This is a genomic window from Vibrio mediterranei, from assembly GCF_013364395.1.
GTDB lineage: Bacteria > Pseudomonadota > Gammaproteobacteria > Enterobacterales > Vibrionaceae > Vibrio > Vibrio mediterranei.
The window spans coordinates 715,899-733,462 of the sequence record NZ_JABXGK010000001.1; the positions used below are offsets into that span (position 1 = coordinate 715,899).

Annotated in this window: 15 protein-coding genes and 11 tRNA genes; 2 read left to right on the forward strand and 24 right to left on the reverse strand. The window is 44.8% G+C overall.

The genetic code is table 11. The annotated features are described in order from the left end of the window. The first annotated feature begins 10 nt into the window (after positions 1-10). Positions 11-562, forward strand: coding sequence for a phosphodiesterase (gene yfcE, locus HOP38_RS03505; RefSeq protein WP_006075628.1), 552 nt, complete (start codon positions 11-13; stop codon positions 560-562). 92 nt (positions 563-654) lie between these two features. On the opposite strand, the gene crr is transcribed toward yfcE, so the two are convergent. The 9 genes from crr to miaB form a co-directional block, all read right to left on the reverse strand. Beyond that, positions 655-1,164, reverse strand: coding sequence for a PTS glucose transporter subunit IIA (crr, locus tag HOP38_RS03510; protein WP_031494205.1), 510 nt, complete (start codon positions 1,162-1,164; stop codon positions 655-657). 41 nt (positions 1,165-1,205) lie between these two features. Then, on the reverse strand, positions 1,206-2,933 hold the full coding sequence (ptsI, locus tag HOP38_RS03515; RefSeq protein WP_038225348.1) for a phosphoenolpyruvate-protein phosphotransferase PtsI: 1,728 nt from the start codon (positions 2,931-2,933) through the stop codon (positions 1,206-1,208). Between the two features lie 136 nt (positions 2,934-3,069). Beyond that, positions 3,070-3,327: an HPr family phosphocarrier protein gene (locus tag HOP38_RS03520; RefSeq protein ID WP_006075478.1), complete on the reverse strand. Its 258-nt coding sequence runs from the start codon at positions 3,325-3,327 to the stop codon at positions 3,070-3,072. A gap of 298 nt (positions 3,328-3,625) precedes the next feature. Further along, the gene (gene cysK / locus HOP38_RS03525) at positions 3,626-4,594 is read right to left on the reverse strand and encodes a cysteine synthase A (protein WP_006075477.1); all 969 of its coding nucleotides are present in this window, start codon (positions 4,592-4,594) and stop codon (positions 3,626-3,628) included. Positions 4,595-4,796: 202 nt separating this feature from the next. Then, positions 4,797-6,302 (reverse strand): apolipoprotein N-acyltransferase, encoded by a 1,506-nt coding sequence (lnt, locus tag HOP38_RS03530; RefSeq protein ID WP_198557429.1) that lies wholly within the window; start codon positions 6,300-6,302, stop codon positions 4,797-4,799. A 43-nt stretch (positions 6,303-6,345) separates the two neighbouring features. Continuing rightward, positions 6,346-7,242, reverse strand: coding sequence for a CNNM family magnesium/cobalt transport protein CorC (gene corC / locus HOP38_RS03535; protein ID WP_006075474.1), 897 nt, complete (start codon positions 7,240-7,242; stop codon positions 6,346-6,348). 87 nt (positions 7,243-7,329) lie between these two features. Further along, positions 7,330-7,794: an rRNA maturation RNase YbeY gene (ybeY, locus tag HOP38_RS03540; protein WP_006075473.1), complete on the reverse strand. Its 465-nt coding sequence runs from the start codon at positions 7,792-7,794 to the stop codon at positions 7,330-7,332. Next, positions 7,794-8,885, reverse strand: coding sequence for a PhoH family protein (locus HOP38_RS03545; RefSeq protein ID WP_006075472.1), 1,092 nt, complete (start codon positions 8,883-8,885; stop codon positions 7,794-7,796). Before HOP38_RS03545 ends, ybeY begins: the two co-directional genes overlap by 1 nt. Before the next feature lie 117 nt (positions 8,886-9,002). Further along, complete coding sequence (gene miaB / locus HOP38_RS03550; protein WP_006075471.1) at positions 9,003-10,427, reverse strand: tRNA (N6-isopentenyl adenosine(37)-C2)-methylthiotransferase MiaB; 1,425 nt, start codon at positions 10,425-10,427, stop codon at positions 9,003-9,005. 294 nt (positions 10,428-10,721) lie between these two features. On the opposite strand from miaB, the gene HOP38_RS03555 reads away from it, so the two are divergent. Next, positions 10,722-11,876: a 2-octaprenyl-3-methyl-6-methoxy-1,4-benzoquinol hydroxylase gene (locus tag HOP38_RS03555; RefSeq protein WP_124940732.1), complete on the forward strand. Its 1,155-nt coding sequence runs from the start codon at positions 10,722-10,724 to the stop codon at positions 11,874-11,876. Position 11,877: 1 nt separating this feature from the next. Here the strand turns inward: HOP38_RS03555 and HOP38_RS03560 are convergent, their stop codons facing one another. From HOP38_RS03560 to HOP38_RS03630, 15 genes are all read right to left on the reverse strand, one after another. Further along, entirely contained in the window at positions 11,878-12,900 is a 1,023-nt protein-coding gene (locus tag HOP38_RS03560; RefSeq protein WP_198557430.1) for a lactonase family protein, read from the reverse strand. 194 nt (positions 12,901-13,094) lie between these two features. Continuing rightward, positions 13,095-13,179: transfer RNA gene (locus HOP38_RS03565), tRNA-Leu, on the reverse strand. Between the two features lie 58 nt (positions 13,180-13,237). Next, positions 13,238-13,314, reverse strand: a tRNA-Met gene (locus HOP38_RS03570). A 41-nt stretch (positions 13,315-13,355) separates the two neighbouring features. Continuing rightward, positions 13,356-13,440, reverse strand: a tRNA-Leu gene (locus HOP38_RS03575). A 51-nt stretch (positions 13,441-13,491) separates the two neighbouring features. After that, positions 13,492-13,566, reverse strand: a tRNA-Gln gene (locus HOP38_RS03580). Positions 13,567-13,601: 35 nt separating this feature from the next. Continuing rightward, positions 13,602-13,686 (reverse strand) — tRNA-Leu (locus tag HOP38_RS03585). Between the two features lie 51 nt (positions 13,687-13,737). Further along, positions 13,738-13,812, reverse strand: a tRNA-Gln gene (locus HOP38_RS03590). Between the two features lie 35 nt (positions 13,813-13,847). After that, positions 13,848-13,932 (reverse strand) — tRNA-Leu (locus tag HOP38_RS03595). An 83-nt stretch (positions 13,933-14,015) separates the two neighbouring features. Next, a tRNA-Met gene (locus tag HOP38_RS03600) sits at positions 14,016-14,092 on the reverse strand. An 82-nt stretch (positions 14,093-14,174) separates the two neighbouring features. Further along, positions 14,175-14,249: transfer RNA gene (locus HOP38_RS03605), tRNA-Gln, on the reverse strand. A 34-nt stretch (positions 14,250-14,283) separates the two neighbouring features. Then, a tRNA-Leu gene (locus tag HOP38_RS03610) sits at positions 14,284-14,368 on the reverse strand. A 38-nt stretch (positions 14,369-14,406) separates the two neighbouring features. After that, positions 14,407-14,483 (reverse strand) — tRNA-Met (locus tag HOP38_RS03615). A gap of 293 nt (positions 14,484-14,776) precedes the next feature. Further along, entirely contained in the window at positions 14,777-15,868 is a 1,092-nt protein-coding gene (gene ychF, locus HOP38_RS03620) for a redox-regulated ATPase YchF (protein ID WP_031495560.1), read from the reverse strand. A gap of 10 nt (positions 15,869-15,878) precedes the next feature. Next, positions 15,879-16,469 carry an aminoacyl-tRNA hydrolase gene (pth, locus tag HOP38_RS03625; RefSeq protein WP_038229709.1) on the reverse strand — a complete coding sequence of 197 codons (591 nt, stop codon included), beginning with the start codon at positions 16,467-16,469 and terminating at the stop codon, positions 15,879-15,881. A 121-nt stretch (positions 16,470-16,590) separates the two neighbouring features. Then, positions 16,591-17,541, reverse strand: a complete 951-nt coding sequence (locus tag HOP38_RS03630) for a ribose-phosphate pyrophosphokinase (protein WP_031495558.1) — start codon at positions 17,539-17,541, stop codon at positions 16,591-16,593. Between the last annotated feature and the right edge of the window lie 23 nt (positions 17,542-17,564).

Genomic DNA, 17,564 nt, shown 5'->3' on the forward strand with positions numbered 1-17,564 from the left:
AGATAAACCAGTGAAACTATTTTTCGCTTCTGATTTGCATGGCAGTCTTGATGCCACTGAACAGGTTCTAGCAGAGTATCATCGCTCAGGTGCGGAGCATTTAGTGATTTTAGGTGATGTGCTTAACCATGGGCCGAGAAATCCAGTACCAGAGAGCTATAACCCACCTAAAGTAGCTGAACGGCTTAATGAGCTCAGCACCAGTATTATTGCGGTACGAGGCAATTGCGATAGTGAAGTCGACCAGATGCTCTTAGACTTCCCTATGATGAGTGACTATGCATGGGTAATGTTGGCAAATGGACAGCGATTGTTCTTAACTCATGGGCATCTTTATAACACAGATAAACGACCTGCGTTAAAGCAAGGAGACGTGATTGCTCATGGACATACACATATACCAGTAGCCGAGTGGCAAGGAGAGCAAATTATCTTCAACCCAGGCTCTATCACATTCCCACGAGATGGCTATGCTGCGAGCTATGGATTGTTTGAAGATAATACTCTCAGTGTAAAAACATTTGCTGGAGACGTTTTAGCATCAATCTCGCTATCAAGGTGAGTAGATAACAAGGCAATTAACTTGTTCAGACAAGTCGCAGACATAAAAAAACGCAGCCAAGGCTGCGTTTTTTCTACGTCGAGATTAACTAATTACTTAGTTACGCGTAGTACTGGCGTTTCACCAACAGTTACAGAACCAGCAAGCTTGTTCAGCTCTTTGATTTCGTCCATGTTAGAGATAACAACAGGAGTTAGCGTTGACTTAGCTTTCTCTTCTAGAAGTGCTAGGTCGAATTCGATGATAGTGTCACCTGCTTTTACTGATTGGCCTTCTTCAGCGATACGCTTGAAGCCTTCACCTTTCAGTTCAACAGTGTCGATACCGAAGTGAACAAATAGCTCGATGCCGTCGTCAGACTCGATAGAGAACGCGTGGTTCGTCTCAAAGATCTTACCGATAGTACCGTTAACAGGAGCTACCATCTTGTCACCAGCTGGCTTGATTGCAATACCGTCACCAACGATTTTCTCAGCAAATACGACGTCTGGCACATCTTCGATGTTTACAATTTCACCAGAAAGAGGTGCGATAATTTCGATTGCACCAGTGTCAGCGCTGTCGTCAGATACTAGCTTCTTCAGTTTGTCAAACAGACCCATGTTGTGCTCCTAAAGGTTTGATTTTGTTCTGCTCAATTATATTAGCAGTTTGTCTTTTCTGCGATAAATTTTTCGACGTGTGCCTCAATTTCTGCAGCAGTCGCCATTTCTAGCGCTTCATCAGCCATTGCTTTTACTTCTGCGAAGTTAGCGTTGCGGATTACTTTCTTAACCTTAGGAATTGAAATACCGCTCATACTAAACTCATCTAGGCCCATGCCCAGTAGAAGTAGAGTCGCACGCTCGTCGCCAGCAAGCTCACCACACATACCAGTCCACTTACCTTCTTTATGCGAAGCGTCGATCACTTGCTTAATTACTGTAAGTACAGCAGGTGAAAGTGGGTTGTATAGGTGAGAAATAAGCTCATTACCACGGTCTACTGCTAGAGTATACTGAGTTAAGTCGTTAGTACCAATACTAAAGAACGAAACTTCTTTCGCTAGGTGGTGAGCAATCGCTGCCGCAGCAGGAGTTTCAACCATTACACCGATTTCGATGTTTTCGTCAAATGCTAGACCTTCAGCACGAAGTTCTGCTTTGTACTCTTCGATAGCAGCTTTCAGTTCACGAATCTCTTCTACAGAGATGATCATTGGGAACATGATGCGCAGCTTACCGTGTGCTGATGCACGTAGGATACCACGTAGCTGGTCACGAAGGATTTCACGACGATCCAAGCTAATACGAACTGCACGCCAGCCAAGGAATGGGTTCATCTCTTCTGGAAGGTCTAGGTAAGGTAGATCTTTATCACCACCGATATCCATAGTACGGATAATTACCGCGTGACCGTGCATTGCTTCCGCAACTTCTTTGTAAGCTTGATACTGTTCTTCTTCAGTAGGAAGAGCAGTACGGTCCATGAATAGGAATTCTGTACGATACAGACCAACACCTTCACCGCCGTTACGGTTGATGCCATCGCAGTCTTTCACTGTACCGATGTTACCGCAAACTTCTACACGGTGGCCGTCTAGAGTTTCTGCTGGTAGGTCTTTAAGTTTTGCTAGTTCCTCTTTTTCTGCAAGGAACGCTTCACGTACCGCTTTAGCTTCGTCAATCTCAGCTTGAGTTGGGTTTACGATGATCTTGTTGTTCATCGCGTCAAGAACCAACATGTCGCCGTTGTTCACTTTCTTAGTGATGTCGTTAGTACCAACAATCGCAGGAAGTTCTAGTGAACGTGCCATGATAGAAGTGTGCGAAGTACGACCGCCGATGTCACATGCGAAACCTAGTACGTAATCAAGGTTGATTTGCGCAGTTTCAGATGGAGTTAGGTCGTAAGCCACTAGGATAACTTCTTCATCGATATCACCTAGTGAAACGATGTTGATGCCTAGTGCGTTCTTAACGAAACGAGTACCGATATCACGGATATCAGTTGCACGTTCTTTAAGGTATTCGTCATCTAGAGATTCTAGTGCAGTCGCTTGCTCTTCGATTACTGTGTGAATCGCGTTGTCTGCAGATAGTTTGTCTTTCTTGATGAGTGCTAGGATTTCTTCTTCTAGCTCTTCATCTTCAAGAAGCATGATATGGCCTTCGAAGATAGCCTCTTTCTCTTCACCAAAAGTCTCAAGCGCTTTTTGCTTAACGACTTCTAGTTGTTGAGCTGACTTGTTGCGAGCGTCAAAGAAACGCGCAACTTCTGCTTCAACTTGGTCATCTGAAATAGTCGACGTGTTTAGAACAATCTCGTCTTCTTGAAGTAGTAGTGCTTTACCAATAGCAATACCAGGAGATGCTAGGATGCCTGAAATCATAGCTTTACCTTTATTTGGTCTAATGTATTAAAGATTGGATAGTTATTAGCTACTTATTATGTGTAGCTGATAGCTAGAGCTATTTCCAATAAAGCCATTCTGTTTTCACAAAATGGCTTTAAGGAGAACTGGGTTCTTAGTGAAGCTCAGGGATTAGAGCTACTAGGTGGTCAACTGCTTGTTGAGCTTGTGGGCCTTCAGCAGAGATTGTGATAGTAGTGCCTTTAACTAGACCTAGAGTTTGTAGTTTGAATAGGCTTTTTGCGCTAGCGCTTTTGCCGTTAGTAGCCACAGTGATGTCAGCGTCAAATGCTTTTGCTTCTTTAACGAACTGAGCAGCCGGACGAGTGTGAAGGCCGTTTTCTGCTGTGATTTCTACTTGCTTCTCGTACATTTTTTATACCCCAATTGATTTATTTTATGTTTAGTTTCTAAACCAAACAAAGCTTATCGTTAAATGTTACGCCTCGCTATAGTACGAAAGTCATAACTGTTAAGAATTGTGTCGGTCTAGAATTGTAGGACATGATTGCAGTCTTCGCTGTATACCTGTCTTACGAAATTCTGTAATTAGCCTATTTATTTTTTGGCTTAAAATAAAACTGACCTGATATTACCAAAGGCTGACAGAGTTTCAACAAAAAAGCCCCTTAAAGGGGCTTTTTTCGTGCAAAAATTGATTTGGCAACATATTACTGCTGAATCTCTTTGTCAGTAAATATACCGGCAAACAATGCAGAGCTTAGGTAGCGTTCACCTGAACTTGGGAGTACGGTGACAATGGTTTTACCTTTGAATTCAGGGAGTTCAGCAAGCTTGTTAGCCGCTACAACAGCTGCGCCTGATGAGATACCAGCTAGGATACCTTCTTCTTCCATTAGGCGACGCGCCATTTCGATGGCTTCTTCAGAAGTAACCAGTTCGACACGGTCAACAAGCTCAAGATCCAAGTTCTCTGGGATAAATCCTGCACCGATGCCTTGGATTTTGTGAGGAGCTGGTTGGATCTCTTGACCTGCTAGCACTTGAGAAATGACAGGTGATTCTGCTGGCTCAACGGCAACTGAAACAATTGCTTTACCTTTTTCGCCCTTAATATAGCGGCTAGTACCTGTGATAGTACCACCTGTACCTACACCAGCGACAAATACATCGATCTCACCATCCGTTGCTTCCCAGATCTCTGGACCCGTTGTCTTTTCATGAATGGCTGGGTTTGCTGGGTTGTTGAACTGTTGAAGTAGCAGATACTTTTCTGGATTTGAAGCGACAATCTCTTCTGCTTTAGCGATAGCCCCTTTCATGCCTTTCGCTGCTTCTGTGAGTTCAAGGTTAGCACCTAGTGCCTTGAGAAGCTTACGACGCTCAAGACTCATAGATTCAGGCATAGTAAGTGTGAGTTTGTAGCCACGTGCAGCTGCAACGAAAGCAAGAGCAATACCTGTGTTACCACTGGTTGGCTCAACTAGCTCTACGCCTGCTTTTAGACGACCGTCTTTTTCCGCTTCCCAGATCATGTTTGCACCGATACGGCACTTAACGCTGAAGCTTGGGTTGCGTGCCTCAACTTTAGCAAGCACGTTACCATTACTTACTTTGTTTAGGCGAACTAGAGGGGTGTTACCAATTGTCAGTGAATTATCTTCGTAAATCTTGCTCATTATAATGTTCCTTCATTCAACCGTGGTGGTTATTGATTACCAGATAAGAATATGATTTTGTTTGGCAAGGGAAAAGAACCAAATAGTTATATATTATGGAAGAAAGTTTATGAAGCGCGCTTTTCGATGGGATTTTCTCGGTAAGAAGAACAGCTCGGCCATTGATACTAAAGGAGTTCAATGGCCAGTGTATAAGAGGTGATTACTTGTTGCGTCTAATGATGCCAAAGCCTAGGCAAAGTACTACCCACGCATATAAAGGCCAAGTTCCTACTTCACGATACCAAGTTGTTCCGTCGGTTGGGGTGACGTCAGTTTTAAGCACAGCGGTTTCAAACTGAGGGATTTGAGCAGTAATCTTACCTTTGTGGTCGGTAACGGCAGTCACACCATTATTGGTCGAACGAATAAGTGGTAAGCCAAGCTCTAATGCGCGCATTCGTGCTATTTCCATATGCTGCAATGGCCCAATAGAGCGCCCAAACCAAGCATCATTGGACAGCGTTAACAGGTAATCGGTGTCGTCAGTAACGTTCTGCCTAACTTGTTCCCCAAAAATAATCTCATAACATAATGCTGGCGCTAGATGCATACCGTTAGCCACAATATTAGGCTGTACGTAGGCACCACGGCTGAATGAAGACATAGGCAAGTTAAAAAACGGGGCGATAGGTCTTAATAGATCTCCAAATGGCACGAATTCACCGAATGGTAGCAAATGGTGCTTGTGATAACGTTCATCGAGATCCATTTCGTAATCACCGTAAGGTGTCTGCCCTACAACCAATATGCTGTTGTAATACTCACCGGACTCCGTTTTGTTGATGACTCCAGTGATGATCGCAGAATCATTCATTTTAGCCGCAGAGTCCAAGTTACGTAGAAATGAAGGTAATTCGAATTCCATTGCGGGAATTGCAGCTTCTGGCCAAATGATAATGTCCGCATCCCAGTTTTCACGACTTAGATCGGTATATTTCATTATTGTTGGCCATCGGTGATTGGGCATCCACTTCATGGCTTGATCGATATTACCTTGAATCAATGCGACCGATTTGGTGCGACTTGGAGCGGACGTGACCCAGTCGTAGTTACGTAGGCCGAATCCAGTGGCGAATATGACTAGAGGGATGATAGCGAGTTGCCACTGCTTAGTTACGGTTAAGTAAGTTAGGCTGGCAGCCATTACGATCAGTAGCAAGGTAATGAGTTCAACGCCACCAATAGGTGCAAAGCTCGCTAACGGTGAATCAATTTGACTGTACCCTAACCACAGCCAAGGGAAACCCGTCATCACCCAACCGCGAGCCCAATCAAAGATTAACCAGAGTGCTGGCGCTGCGACAAAATAACGAGTTTTATTGTCTGACGGGAAGAATCGGTTTAGAGACCAAGCAAACAGAGCTGAGTAAATGGATAGGTAGCCGACTAAGAGTGCCATTAAGAGCACGCTGGCAATCTTCGGCATACCACCAAAGGTATCGATACTGACGTGAACCCAACTGATGCCAGTGGCAAATTGACCTATTCCCCATGCATAACCTGTCCAAAGTGCATTTTTTGTGCTGCGACCTCTGATAAGGAGGAGAAGGAGAAATGGGCTCAGAATAGCCAAGGGCCATAGCTGATAGGGAGCAAATGCGAGAGTGGTGCTAGCACCAACAAAAGCGGCCCCGATGGGCCGCAATATGCGAAGATTTTTCTTCATTTAAATATCATCTCACTTTTTTGGTGAGCAGCAAGTGGTGAGGTTACTCCTCGACACTTGAAGCCGTTTCTTGGTCAGGTATTGTGACTTGGACCTGAACCACACGACGATTATCCGCCGCTGTCACCTTAAAGTTGTAATTTTCTATTTCAACCACTTCACCACGTGAAGGTAAGTGACCGAATGCAGTCATGACTAGGCCACCTACAGTGTCGACTTCCTCATCACTAAAGTTAGAGCCGAATGTTTCATTGAACTCTTCAATAGTAGTGAGCGCTTTCACCGCAAATGTGTGCTTACTCAGTTTTCTGATATCAAGCTCATCATCGTCATCGAATTCATCTTCGATTTCGCCAACGATTTCTTCGAGAATATCTTCGATGGTCACTAGACCTGATACTCCACCAAATTCATCGACGACAATGGCCATGTGATAACGCTCTTCACGGAACTCCTTCAGTAGGCGATCAACGCGCTTACTTTCAGGAACTACAACCGCTGGGCGAATCACTTCTTCAATATCAAACGGGGCGCTTTCTGAGCCCAAATAACGGAGGAGGTCCTTAGCTAAGAGGATGCCTTCTACATGGTCTTTATCTTCACTGATAACAGGGTAGCGAGAATGCTGTGCATCTGTCATCAGTTCGATTAGCTTATCGAGGTTATCGGAACGCTCGATAGTAACCATTTGCGAGCGTGGCAGCATAATGTCGCGCACTCGCATTTCAGAAATTTCCATGACACCTTCGAGCATATCGCGGGTATCGTGGTCAATTAGGTCGTTTTCTTCAGAGTCGCGGATAACATCTACAAGCTCTTGGCGGTCTTTTGGTTCGCCTTGAAAAATTTGACCTAGGCGCTCAAAGAAGGACTTTCTACTCGGACCTTCCGACTTTTTACTGTTTCCCTCTGGTTGAGAGGGAGAAGACTCTTCGTTCATGACTTCTCAATTCAGAATGCTATCAGATGTGTGATAGCGCACATGCGTAAACAGATTCTTTTTAGCGCGAACGCCAGCGAAATGTGCTTACTCCTTTTCTACTAAATATGGGTCATCAAAGCCCATATCAAGCATGATTTCGGTTTCCAAAGCTTCCATTTCTTCTGCTTCGTCATCCTCAATATGATCATAACCTAGCAGATGAAGACTCCCATGTACAACCATATGTGCCCAGTGTGCAATCAAAGGCTTGGATTGCTCAATGGCCTCTTTTTCGACAACTTGACGACAAATGATCATGTCACCAAGCAGATCCATTTCTACACCTGGAGGAGCTTCAAAAGGAAAGGAGAGCACATTGGTTGGTTTATCTTTACCACGGTAGTCGCGGTTAAGCTGTTGGCTCTCTTCTTCATCGACTATACGAATCGTCAACTCAGCATCTTGTTGAAACGGAGTAATGGTTTTGTCCAACCAGCCTTGAAATTCGTCAGCACTTGGTAACCCTTGTTCTGATTCGACTGCAATTTGAAGATCGAGTTCAATCGCCATTACTTTCCATCCACCGTTGCGCTAGCAGATGCTGCATCAAGCAGCTTTTGCGCCGCTTCACGTTCTTCACGTCGCTTACGCTCAATTTCTTTACGTTCTTTGGCATCTTTCGCTTCCCATTTCTCGTAAGCGTTTACTATGCGAGCGACGACAGGGTGACGAACGACATCATCTGACTGGAAGAAGTTAAAGCTGATTTCGTCAACTTCACTCAGCACTTCAATCGCATGACGAAGGCCAGATTTTGCGCCACGCGGCAAGTCGATTTGTGTGACGTCACCAGTGATAACTGCGCGCGAGTTAAAGCCGATACGCGTCAGGAACATCTTCATTTGTTCAACGGTGGTGTTCTGGCTCTCATCGAGAATAATGAAGGCATCGTTAAGTGTGCGGCCGCGCATGTAGGCGAGGGGAGCAACCTCAATAACATTGCGTTCAATGAGTTTCTCTACGCGCTCAAAACCAAGCATTTCAAATAACGCATCGTATAGAGGTCGAAGGTACGGATCGACCTTCTGACTTAAATCACCTGGCAGGAAGCCTAGTTTTTCACCCGCTTCTACTGCTGGACGAGTCAGTAGGATACGGCGAATCTCTTGGCGCTCCAGTGCGTCTACTGCAGCAGCTACTGCTAGGTAAGTTTTACCTGTACCAGCTGGCCCAATACCGAAGCTAATATCATGAGTGACCATATTCACTAGGTACTGAGCTTGATTAGGTGTACGCGGTTTGATGATGCCTTTCTTGGTCTTTACGAAGACTTCTTTTCCGTGAGCGATTTCTGATTCGGTATTTTGCTCAAGTACACCAGATTCTTTAACGGCTAAGTGAATTTGCTCTGGCTCAATATCAGGGATCTGGCCACGCACAGGTGCTGTGTCGACATAAAGCGTTTTGATGATATCTAGAGCTGCGGCGCTAGTGTGCGGCTTGCCCACGATCGTAAAGAAGTTGCTTCTGTGGTTGATCTCGACACCTAAGCGGCGTTCTAAATGTTTGATATTGTCATCGAAAGGACCGCACAAGCTAGATAGACGGCGGTTGTCTGAAGGTTCTAGATGAATTTCTAGAGTTACGATTTGATTACTCAATGTTGCCTCACATTTTGCCCTTAAGGGCGATGTATGAAGCCCGACTGTGACCGGACTTCGCATATTTTTACCCAATTAACTCCAAAATAGCACATTGAAGCTGTTTGGGTATAGGCGCTAAGGCGTAAAGGTCGCTACACCTAGCTCATCTTCGCGTTTGGTTTTTGCCATCATTTGTGTTGGAGAAATAACACTGCGAAGATCCATATCTTTTTCTGTTCTTACTAGCTCACCACGTAGGGAGTTTGCGAACACGTCTGTGATTTTCACGTCAACAAACTGGCCGATTAGCTCTGCACCACCTTCGAAGTTAACCACACGGTTGTTTTCGGTGCGCGCACGAAGCTCCATCAGGTTCTTCTTAGATGGACCTTCAACTAAAACACGTTGCTCAGTGTCTAGCATCTGACGTGAATAACGCATTGCCTGCGAGTTTACAGTTTGTTGTAGCTCGTATAAGCGGTCTTTCTTAGTTTGCTCAGGAAGATCACATGGGTAATCTGCTGCTGGCGTACCTGGACGAGGAGAGAAGATAAAGCTAAAGCTCATATCAAAATCTACGTCCTTGATCAGTTTCATCGTGTCTTGGAAATCTTTGTCAGTTTCACCTGGGAAACCAACAATGAAGTCTGAACTGATTTGAATATCAGGACGTGCTTTGCGAAGTTTACGAATGATAGACTTGTATTCAATCGCTGTGTGTGGACGTTTCATCATAGTCAATACACGGTCTGAACCACTTTGTACTGGCAAGTGCAGGAAGCTAACAAGCTCAGGTGTGTCTTCGTAAACAGCAATGATGTCATCAGTGAACTCTAGTGGGTGACTTGTCGTAAAGCGGATACGATCAATACCATCAATAGAAGCAACCAGACGTAGTAGCTCGGCAAAAGAACAGATATCACCATCGTGCATTGGACCACGATAAGCATTCACGTTTTGGCCAAGTAGGTTTACTTCACGAACGCCTTGATCGGCAAGCTGAGCAATTTCAAACAATACGTCATCCATTGGACGGCTTACTTCTTCACCACGAGTATACGGAACAACACAGTAAGTACAGTACTTACTGCAGCCTTCCATGATTGAAACAAACGCTGTTGCGCCTTCCGCACGTGGTTCCGGCAGACGGTCAAACTTCTCGATCTCTGGGAAAGAGATATCCATTACTGGCGCTTCATCGCTTTGTGATTGCTTGATCATCTCAGGCAAACGGTGAAGAGTTTGTGGGCCAAAGATAACGTCAACAAATGGCGCACGTTCACGAATATGGTCACCTTCTTGAGTCGCTACACAGCCACCCACACCGATAACAACGCCATCTTTTTTGTCTTTTAGGGTTTTCCAACGACCAAGTTGGTGGAACACTTTCTCTTGCGCTTTTTCACGGATAGAGCAAGTGTTCAAAAGTAGTACGTCTGCTTCCTCTGGATCTTCTGTTAGCTCATAGCCATTTGCCGCATTAAGCAGATCGGCCATTTTTGATGAATCGTATTCGTTCATCTGGCAGCCCCAGGTTTTAATTAGCAGTTTCTTACTCATCACTATCGCTCGTCAGTTATTTAAATCTTTTTCTTGCACAGGCGCTGTATTGCGAAAACAACACAGCGGCTGCTTAAATTATGACCACCATCTTGGCGGTAAGCGGCGTATTGTACTGCTTTAAAAACCGCCTGACTAGGGGTAGTGTAAAATCTCTTTGAGAGCTTATATTTCAATTGCTGTAAGCGGTTATTAGGCCTCACAAAAGCAGGGTTTTTCGAAGGAATTCGCTCGCGCTTTTAGAGCGGGCTACGTACAATGAACACACATTGAATTTAGGGTAGTAAGAAGACGATGGAACAGTTTGAAATTGCAGTTGTTGGTGGTGGCATGGTGGGAGCAGCGATGGCGCTGGGTCTTGCTAAACAAGGGCGCTCAGTCGCTGTTATCGAAAAATTCACCCCTCAAGCTTTCGAAAATTCGCAGCCAATGGACCTGCGTGTTTCTGCTATTTCTCATCGTTCTGTTGATTTACTGACATATCTCGATGCTTGGAGCGCCATAGAGGCGATGCGTGTGTGCCCTTATGCACGTCTTGAAACATGGGAAGCGGAAAACTGTCGAATTCGTTTCAATGCCGAATCTCTGCATCTAGAGCAATTGGGCTACATTGTTGAAAACCGAGTGATCCAACTAGGGTTATGGCAGCAGTTTCATCGTTTCGACAACTTGAAAGTGATTGAAGGTGATGGTGTTGAAAGCTTAACGCTTGACGATGAAGGCTCAACTATCATCTTAGAATCCGGGCGTGAAATTGCTGCGACTCTGGTCGTTGGTGCGGATGGTGCGAATTCAAGAGTACGACAAGCCAGTGGCATTGGGGTGACAGCATGGGATTATCGTCAAGAGTGCATGCTGATTAATGTTGAGACGGAACTCCCTCAACAAGACATCACGTGGCAGTGGTTTACCACGTCAGGGCCTCGTTCATTTTTACCACTATGTGGAAACCAAGGCTCATTAGTTTGGTACGACTCCCCTAAACGGATTAAGCAGTTAAAGAATATGAGTCACGCCCAGTTAGAGCAGGAGATTGTTGAGTACTTTCCAGCTGAACTGGGTAAGGTTAGCGTATTACAGCACGGTTCATTCCCACTTACACGTCGACATGCACAGCGATATTATAAACACGGTTGTGTATTAGTAGGGGATTCAGCACACACGATAAATCCGTTGGCTGGTCAGGGCGTTAATCTTGGCTTTAAAGATGTAGAAGCCTTGTTGAAAGCGTTTGAAGATAAAGGGGTTTCTATTGAGGCATTGCGTCGTTATGAGCTAGAGCGTCGTCCAGATAACCTGTTAATGCAAACGGGCATGGATGTATTCTATAAAGGGTTCAGTAGTGCCTTACCACCGCTGGCATTTGCTCGAAATGCTCTACTGAAAGTGGCAGAGCATTCTGGGCCGATTAAAGAGCAAGTCTTAAAATACGCGATTGGCCTTAAGTAACTTAATAAATGACTAGACATACTGGGGCAGTGATAGGATCTGATACTGATTCTAGCGTTGGTGCCCCAGTTGCTTCATCGACGGTAAACAAAGCTAAATTGTCAGAATGCTGGTTTGCTGTCATAAGATACTTTCCATCCGGAGAAAGACACAAATCTCGTGGGAACTGTCCCCCTGAACTGACAAAGCCCTGATAAGCAGGTACTGCAGGGTCACTTAATTCAAACCAAGAGACGATAGACTCTCCGCGACCTGTTAAATAAACAAAGCGATTGTTCGGTGAAAGCTTAACAGCCGCCGCTGCTTCATGACTAATATGTTCAGGAAACCCTGAAGTAGAGTAAATTAGCTGCCAAATCCCATGATCGCTACGCTTGATAACATGCAGTGATTCATCGAGTTCACACAACACATACCCAAATTTACCATCTTGAGAGAAGTCTACATGTCGAGGACCACTTCCCAGCGGCATTACCAAAGACTGAGATAGAACCGCATCAGCTTTGTTATATTCGTAAAAGCTCAATGTGTCGATGCCTAAGTCTACCGTGACGAACTGTTGGCTATTGGGGATAAACTGTAACTGGTGCCCATGGGGGGCTTGCTGGCGAGTAGGATGAACGCTAGAGCCTTCATTAGCCAGTAAAGCTATACGTTCTCCAATAATGCCATGTGCCCGTAGGGCAAATATCTCGAAGTTACCTGTCCCATAATGCGCGACGCCTAATAATTCTTTATTCGGAGATATTGCAAGGTGGCATGGGTAATCACCATCAAGCAATCTTACTTGATGATCTTCACTGTTTGTAGGCACGAATATAAGGGCCGATCCTTCCTGTTGAGAACATTCGGAAATTAGATAATGTCCTTGCTCTGTATGCAGAAGATAAGAAGGGTTGAAAGCATTTGTTATCGCTGAAGATATTGTAAGGTCATGAGGAGTGTTGAAATGCGCCGTCTTGAAACCTAAATCATCGCCTTTTGAATACTGTCCAATAGCAACGGAGTAATCTTGGAAAGTCATAAATATCCTTGAAGATCAGTGTATTGAACTAAGGTTGCCTGTCTATCCTAGAATGAACAGTAGCAAAATACTTTTCTGTGAGCTAATAGAAGAAATTAACAATATTGAAGAAACTTTCAAAGATTCAACTAACGTAATTGTCAGAGAGGAATAGATAGAAAAAAAGCTCGTCAAATGACGAGCTTTCTTAATAATGGTGCGGAAGGAGAGACTTGAACTCTCACACCTTGCGGCGCCAGAACCTAAATCTGGTGCGTCTACCAATTCCGCCACTTCCGCAACAAAACTTGTAGTTAAGAGAGTAATTGGTAAAACTCGATCTTAACGTTGTAATTAATGGTGGCTACGACGGGATTCGAACCTGTGACCCCATCATTATGAGTGATGTGCTCTAACCAGCTGAGCTACGTAGCCATTTGAAGTTTTCACTTCGCTCTATATTTCAAGAGAAATAATGGTGCGGAAGGAGAGACTTGAACTCTCACACCTTGCGGCGCCAGAACCTAAATCTGGTGCGTCTACCAATTCCGCCACTTCCGCATCAATTTTGTAGTCTTAGCTGATGATTGGTGAATCAACTAGACGTTGTAATGGCTGGGCTACCTGGATTCGAACCAGGGAATGGCGGCATCAAAAGCCGCTGCCTTACCGCTTGGCGATAGCCCAACAGGATTGTTTAAAGTGTCAATCACACTAAAAGATGGTGCGGAAGGAGAGACTTGAACTCTCACACCTTGCGGCGCCAGAACCTAAATCTGGTGCGTCTACCAATTCCGCCACTTCCGCATCAATTTTATAGTCTTAGCTGACGATTGGTGAATCAACTAGACGTTGTCGTGGCTGGGCTACCTGGATTCGAACCAGGGAATGGCGGCATCAAAAGCCGCTGCCTTACCGCTTGGCGATAGCCCAACAGGATTGTTTAAAGTGTCAATCACACTAAAATATGGTGCGGAAGGAGAGACTTGAACTCTCACACCTTGCGGCGCCAGAACCTAAATCTGGTGCGTCTACCAATTCCGCCACTTCCGCAACAAAACTTATAGTTAAGAGAGTAATTGGTAAAACTCAATCTTAACGTTGTACTTGAAGGCGAACCTACAAGTTCAAATAAATGGTGGCTACGACGGGATTCGAACCTGTGACCCCATCATTATGAGTGATGTGCTCTAACCAGCTGAGCTACGTAGCCACTCTTGAGAGCGAGAGAATATAATACAAACTGCGCTCTAGTGCCAACTGTTTTTCTAAAAAAAACGTTATCACTTAAATTGTGGCTGGGCTACCTGGATTCGAACCAGGGAATGGCGGCATCAAAAGCCGCTGCCTTACCGCTTGGCGATAGCCCAACAAGGTTGATTAAAGTGTCAATCACACTAAATATGGTGCGGAAGGAGAGACTTGAACTCTCACACCTTGCGGCGCCAGAACCTAAATCTGGTGCGTCTACCAATTCCGCCACTTCCGCATATTTCCTAAATACTCTAAACAAGAGTGCTTAGGAAATGGTGGCTACGACGGGATTCGAACCTGTGACCCCATCATTATGAGTGATGTGCTCTAACCAGCTGAGCTACGTAGCCATTTCCATATTGTTGATTCTCTTCGAAAGTTGCCTTATCGCTGAGAACGGGGCGCATTATGCGGAGTTGAATTTGATGCGTCAACTTTTTTTGCGAAGAAATTTGCGAAAAAGTGCCGTTCGAACTTTTTTTAATCAAACCGCTCTGTTTCTGATCTAAATCTGTTGTTCAATTATCATCGCTCTACCGGAAAGTTAATGCGTTTTTGCAAAGTGACAGAACAATGGCAGACCTTATAAAACAACAAAAGCCAGCAGTTGCTGGCTTTTTAATCACTTTAGATGTTCGGTAACTTATACGTTAAAGCGGAAGTGAATAACATCGCCATCTTTAACAATGTATTCTTTCCCTTCTAGACGCCATTTACCCGCATCTTTTGCACCAGATTCACCGTTGTATTGAATGAAGTCGTCATAACCAACAACTTCTGCACGGATGAAGCCTTTTTCGAAGTCTGTGTGGATTTTACCTGCAGCTTGAGGCGCAGTTGCACCAACAGGAATAGTCCATGCGCGTACTTCTTTCACACCAGCGGTGAAGTAAGTTTGAAGAGTAAGTAGCTCATAACCAGAACGAATTACGCGGTTTAGGCCCGGCTCTTCAATGCCCATATCAGCAAGGAACTCTTCACGATCTTCGTCATCAAGCTCAGAAAGCTCTGATTCGATAGCTGCACATACGGCTACAACAACGTTGTTTTCTTTCTCTGCGTACTCACGAACAGCGTCTAAATATGGGTTATCTTCAAAACCATCTTCATTAACGTTTGCGATGTACATGGTTGGTTTTAGCGTTAGGAAGTTTAAGTAGCCAATAGCTGCGAGTTCTTCTTTCGCTAGATCAACAGTACGTGCCATACCACCTTCCGTTAGAACTGGAAGTAGTTTTTCAAGTACGGTTAGCTCAAACTTCGCGTCTTTATCGCCACCTTTTGCTTTCTTAGCGTTACGCTGAATTGCGCGCTCACAAGAATCAAGGTCGGCTAGAGCTAGTTCAAGGTTGATCACTTCGATGTCTTCGATTGGTGATACTTTACCTGCTACGTGAACAATGTTTTCGTTCTCAAAACAACGAACAACGTGACCGATCGCGTCAGTTTCACGGATGTTAGCTAGGAATTTGTTACCAAGACCTTCACCTTTTGACGCACCAGCTACTAGGCCTGCGATATCAACGAATTCCATCGTTGTTGGTAAAATTTTCTGTGGATTAACAATTTTCGCTAGTGCATCTAGACGTAGATCTGGCACAGGTACTACGCCTGTGTTTGGCTCGATAGTACAAAACGGGAAGTTAGCCGCTTCGATGCCTGCTTTAGTCAGTGCGTTAAACAGAGTTGATTTACCAACGTTTGGTAGACCAACGATGCCACATTTAAAACCCATGATTGTAACCTTATTCAGCTTTGAAGGTGTGTAAGCGATTTTGTGCTTTTGTTAGTCCATCTTTTAGTAAGATGTCTAAACTACGGACAGATTCGTCAACGACAGCATCAAGGCATTCTTGCTCTTTTGCTGGCGCTTTTCCAAGGACATAACCCGCCACTTTGTCTTTGTGCCCCGGATGACCAATGCCAATCCGAAGACGATAGAATTCTTTGTTGTTGCCCAGCTTGCTAATGGTATCTTTCAAACCATTATGACCACCGTGACCGCCGCCTTTCTTGAACTTTGCAACGCCTGGAGGTAAGTCTAGCTCATCGTGAGCGACCATGATCTCTTCAGGTTTTATCTGGTAGAACTTTGCTAAGGCTGCGATGGCCTTGCCAGATAAGTTCATGAATGTGGTTGGAATTAACAGTCTTAAATCACTGCCGTTCACTAAAATTCTTCCAGTGAGACCGAAGAACTTAGCTTCGTTTTTTAGCGTAACATTGTGGATACGAGCAAGTTCCTCTACCACCCATGCACCTGCATTGTGACGAGTTCTCACATATTCAGGACCTGGGTTAGCAAGGCCTACAAGCAATTTTATCTGCTGAGTCAACGTTAAGATCTCTCTTGAATCTCAAAAGCGCGGTATGATAGCACACTAAATCTGTACAAAAAACGCGAAGACAAAAAAACCACTTCATAAGGAAGTGGTTTTTTCAAATTAGGTGCGAATGTTACTTGCTAGTAAACATTGCTGAGATTGACTCTTCGTTGCTGATGCGACGAATAGCTTCTGCAAGCATGCTAGATAGAGTAAGTTGCGTTACTTTACCTGTTGCAGCCATTTCTTTAGAAAGCGTAATTGAGTCAGTCACGATAACTTGGTCTAGAACCGAGTTTTTGATGTTCTTCGCTGCGTTACCAGAGAATACTGCGTGAGTTGCGTATGCGAATACACGCTTAGCACCACGCTCTTTAAGCGCTTCTGCTGCTTTACATAGCGTACCGCCAGTGTCGATCATGTCATCAACGATAACACAGTCACGACCTTCAACGTCGCCGATTAGGTTCATTACTTCAGAAACGTTAGCACGTGGACGACGCTTATCTACGATCGCGATGTCGATATCACCTAGTGCTTTCGCTGTTGCACGAGCTCGGACAACACCACCAAGGTCTGGAGAAACAACAACAGGATCTTCTAGACCACGGTCAGCCATATCTTCAAGAAGCACTGGAGTACCGAAGATGTTATCTACAGGTACATCGAAGAAGCCTTGAATTTGCTCTGCGTGTAGGTCGATAGTAAGAACGCGGTCAACACCAACGTTAGACAGGAAGTCTGCAACAACTTTTGCAGTGATTGGCACACGAGCAGAGCGTACACGACGGTCTTGACGAGCATAACCAAAGTAAGGAATAACAGCAGTAATACGGCCTGCTGAAGCGCGGCGCATTGCATCAATCATTACCACTAACTCCATTAGGTTGTCGTTAGTTGGCGCACATGTTGACTGAATGATGAATACATCGCTACCACGAACGTTTTCATTGATTTGAACAGCGACTTCGCCATCAGAGAAACGGTCAACAGTAGCATCTCCTAGAGAGATGTATAGACGATCAGCAATACGTTGGGCTAGTTCAGGTGTAGCGTTACCAGCAAATAGCTTCATATCAGGCACGGTGGAAACCTCAGGGTTGCGTC

What these genes read in the sequence shown, in the direction of transcription:
- cysK (WP_006075477.1), bottom strand. Translation starts at nt 4,594, where the DNA reads ATGAGCAAGATTTACGAAGATAATTCACTGACAATTGGTAACACCCCT.
- ychF (WP_031495560.1), bottom strand. Translation starts at nt 15,868, where the DNA reads ATGGGTTTTAAATGTGGCATCGTTGGTCTACCAAACGTTGGTAAATCA.
- HOP38_RS03520 (WP_006075478.1), bottom strand. Translation starts at nt 3,327, where the DNA reads ATGTACGAGAAGCAAGTAGAAATCACAGCAGAAAACGGCCTTCACACT.
- ybeY (WP_006075473.1), bottom strand. Translation starts at nt 7,794, where the DNA reads ATGGCGATTGAACTCGATCTTCAAATTGCAGTCGAATCAGAACAAGGG.
- corC (WP_006075474.1), bottom strand. Translation starts at nt 7,242, where the DNA reads ATGAACGAAGAGTCTTCTCCCTCTCAACCAGAGGGAAACAGTAAAAAG.
- lnt (WP_198557429.1), bottom strand. Translation starts at nt 6,302, where the DNA reads ATGAAGAAAAATCTTCGCATATTGCGGCCCATCGGGGCCGCTTTTGTT.
- crr (WP_031494205.1), bottom strand. Translation starts at nt 1,164, where the DNA reads ATGGGTCTGTTTGACAAACTGAAGAAGCTAGTATCTGACGACAGCGCT.
- HOP38_RS03555 (WP_124940732.1), top strand. Translation starts at nt 10,722, where the DNA reads ATGGAACAGTTTGAAATTGCAGTTGTTGGTGGTGGCATGGTGGGAGCA.
- ptsI (WP_038225348.1), bottom strand. Translation starts at nt 2,933, where the DNA reads ATGATTTCAGGCATCCTAGCATCTCCTGGTATTGCTATTGGTAAAGCA.
- HOP38_RS03560 (WP_198557430.1), bottom strand. Translation starts at nt 12,900, where the DNA reads ATGACTTTCCAAGATTACTCCGTTGCTATTGGACAGTATTCAAAAGGC.
- miaB (WP_006075471.1), bottom strand. Translation starts at nt 10,427, where the DNA reads ATGAGTAAGAAACTGCTAATTAAAACCTGGGGCTGCCAGATGAACGAA.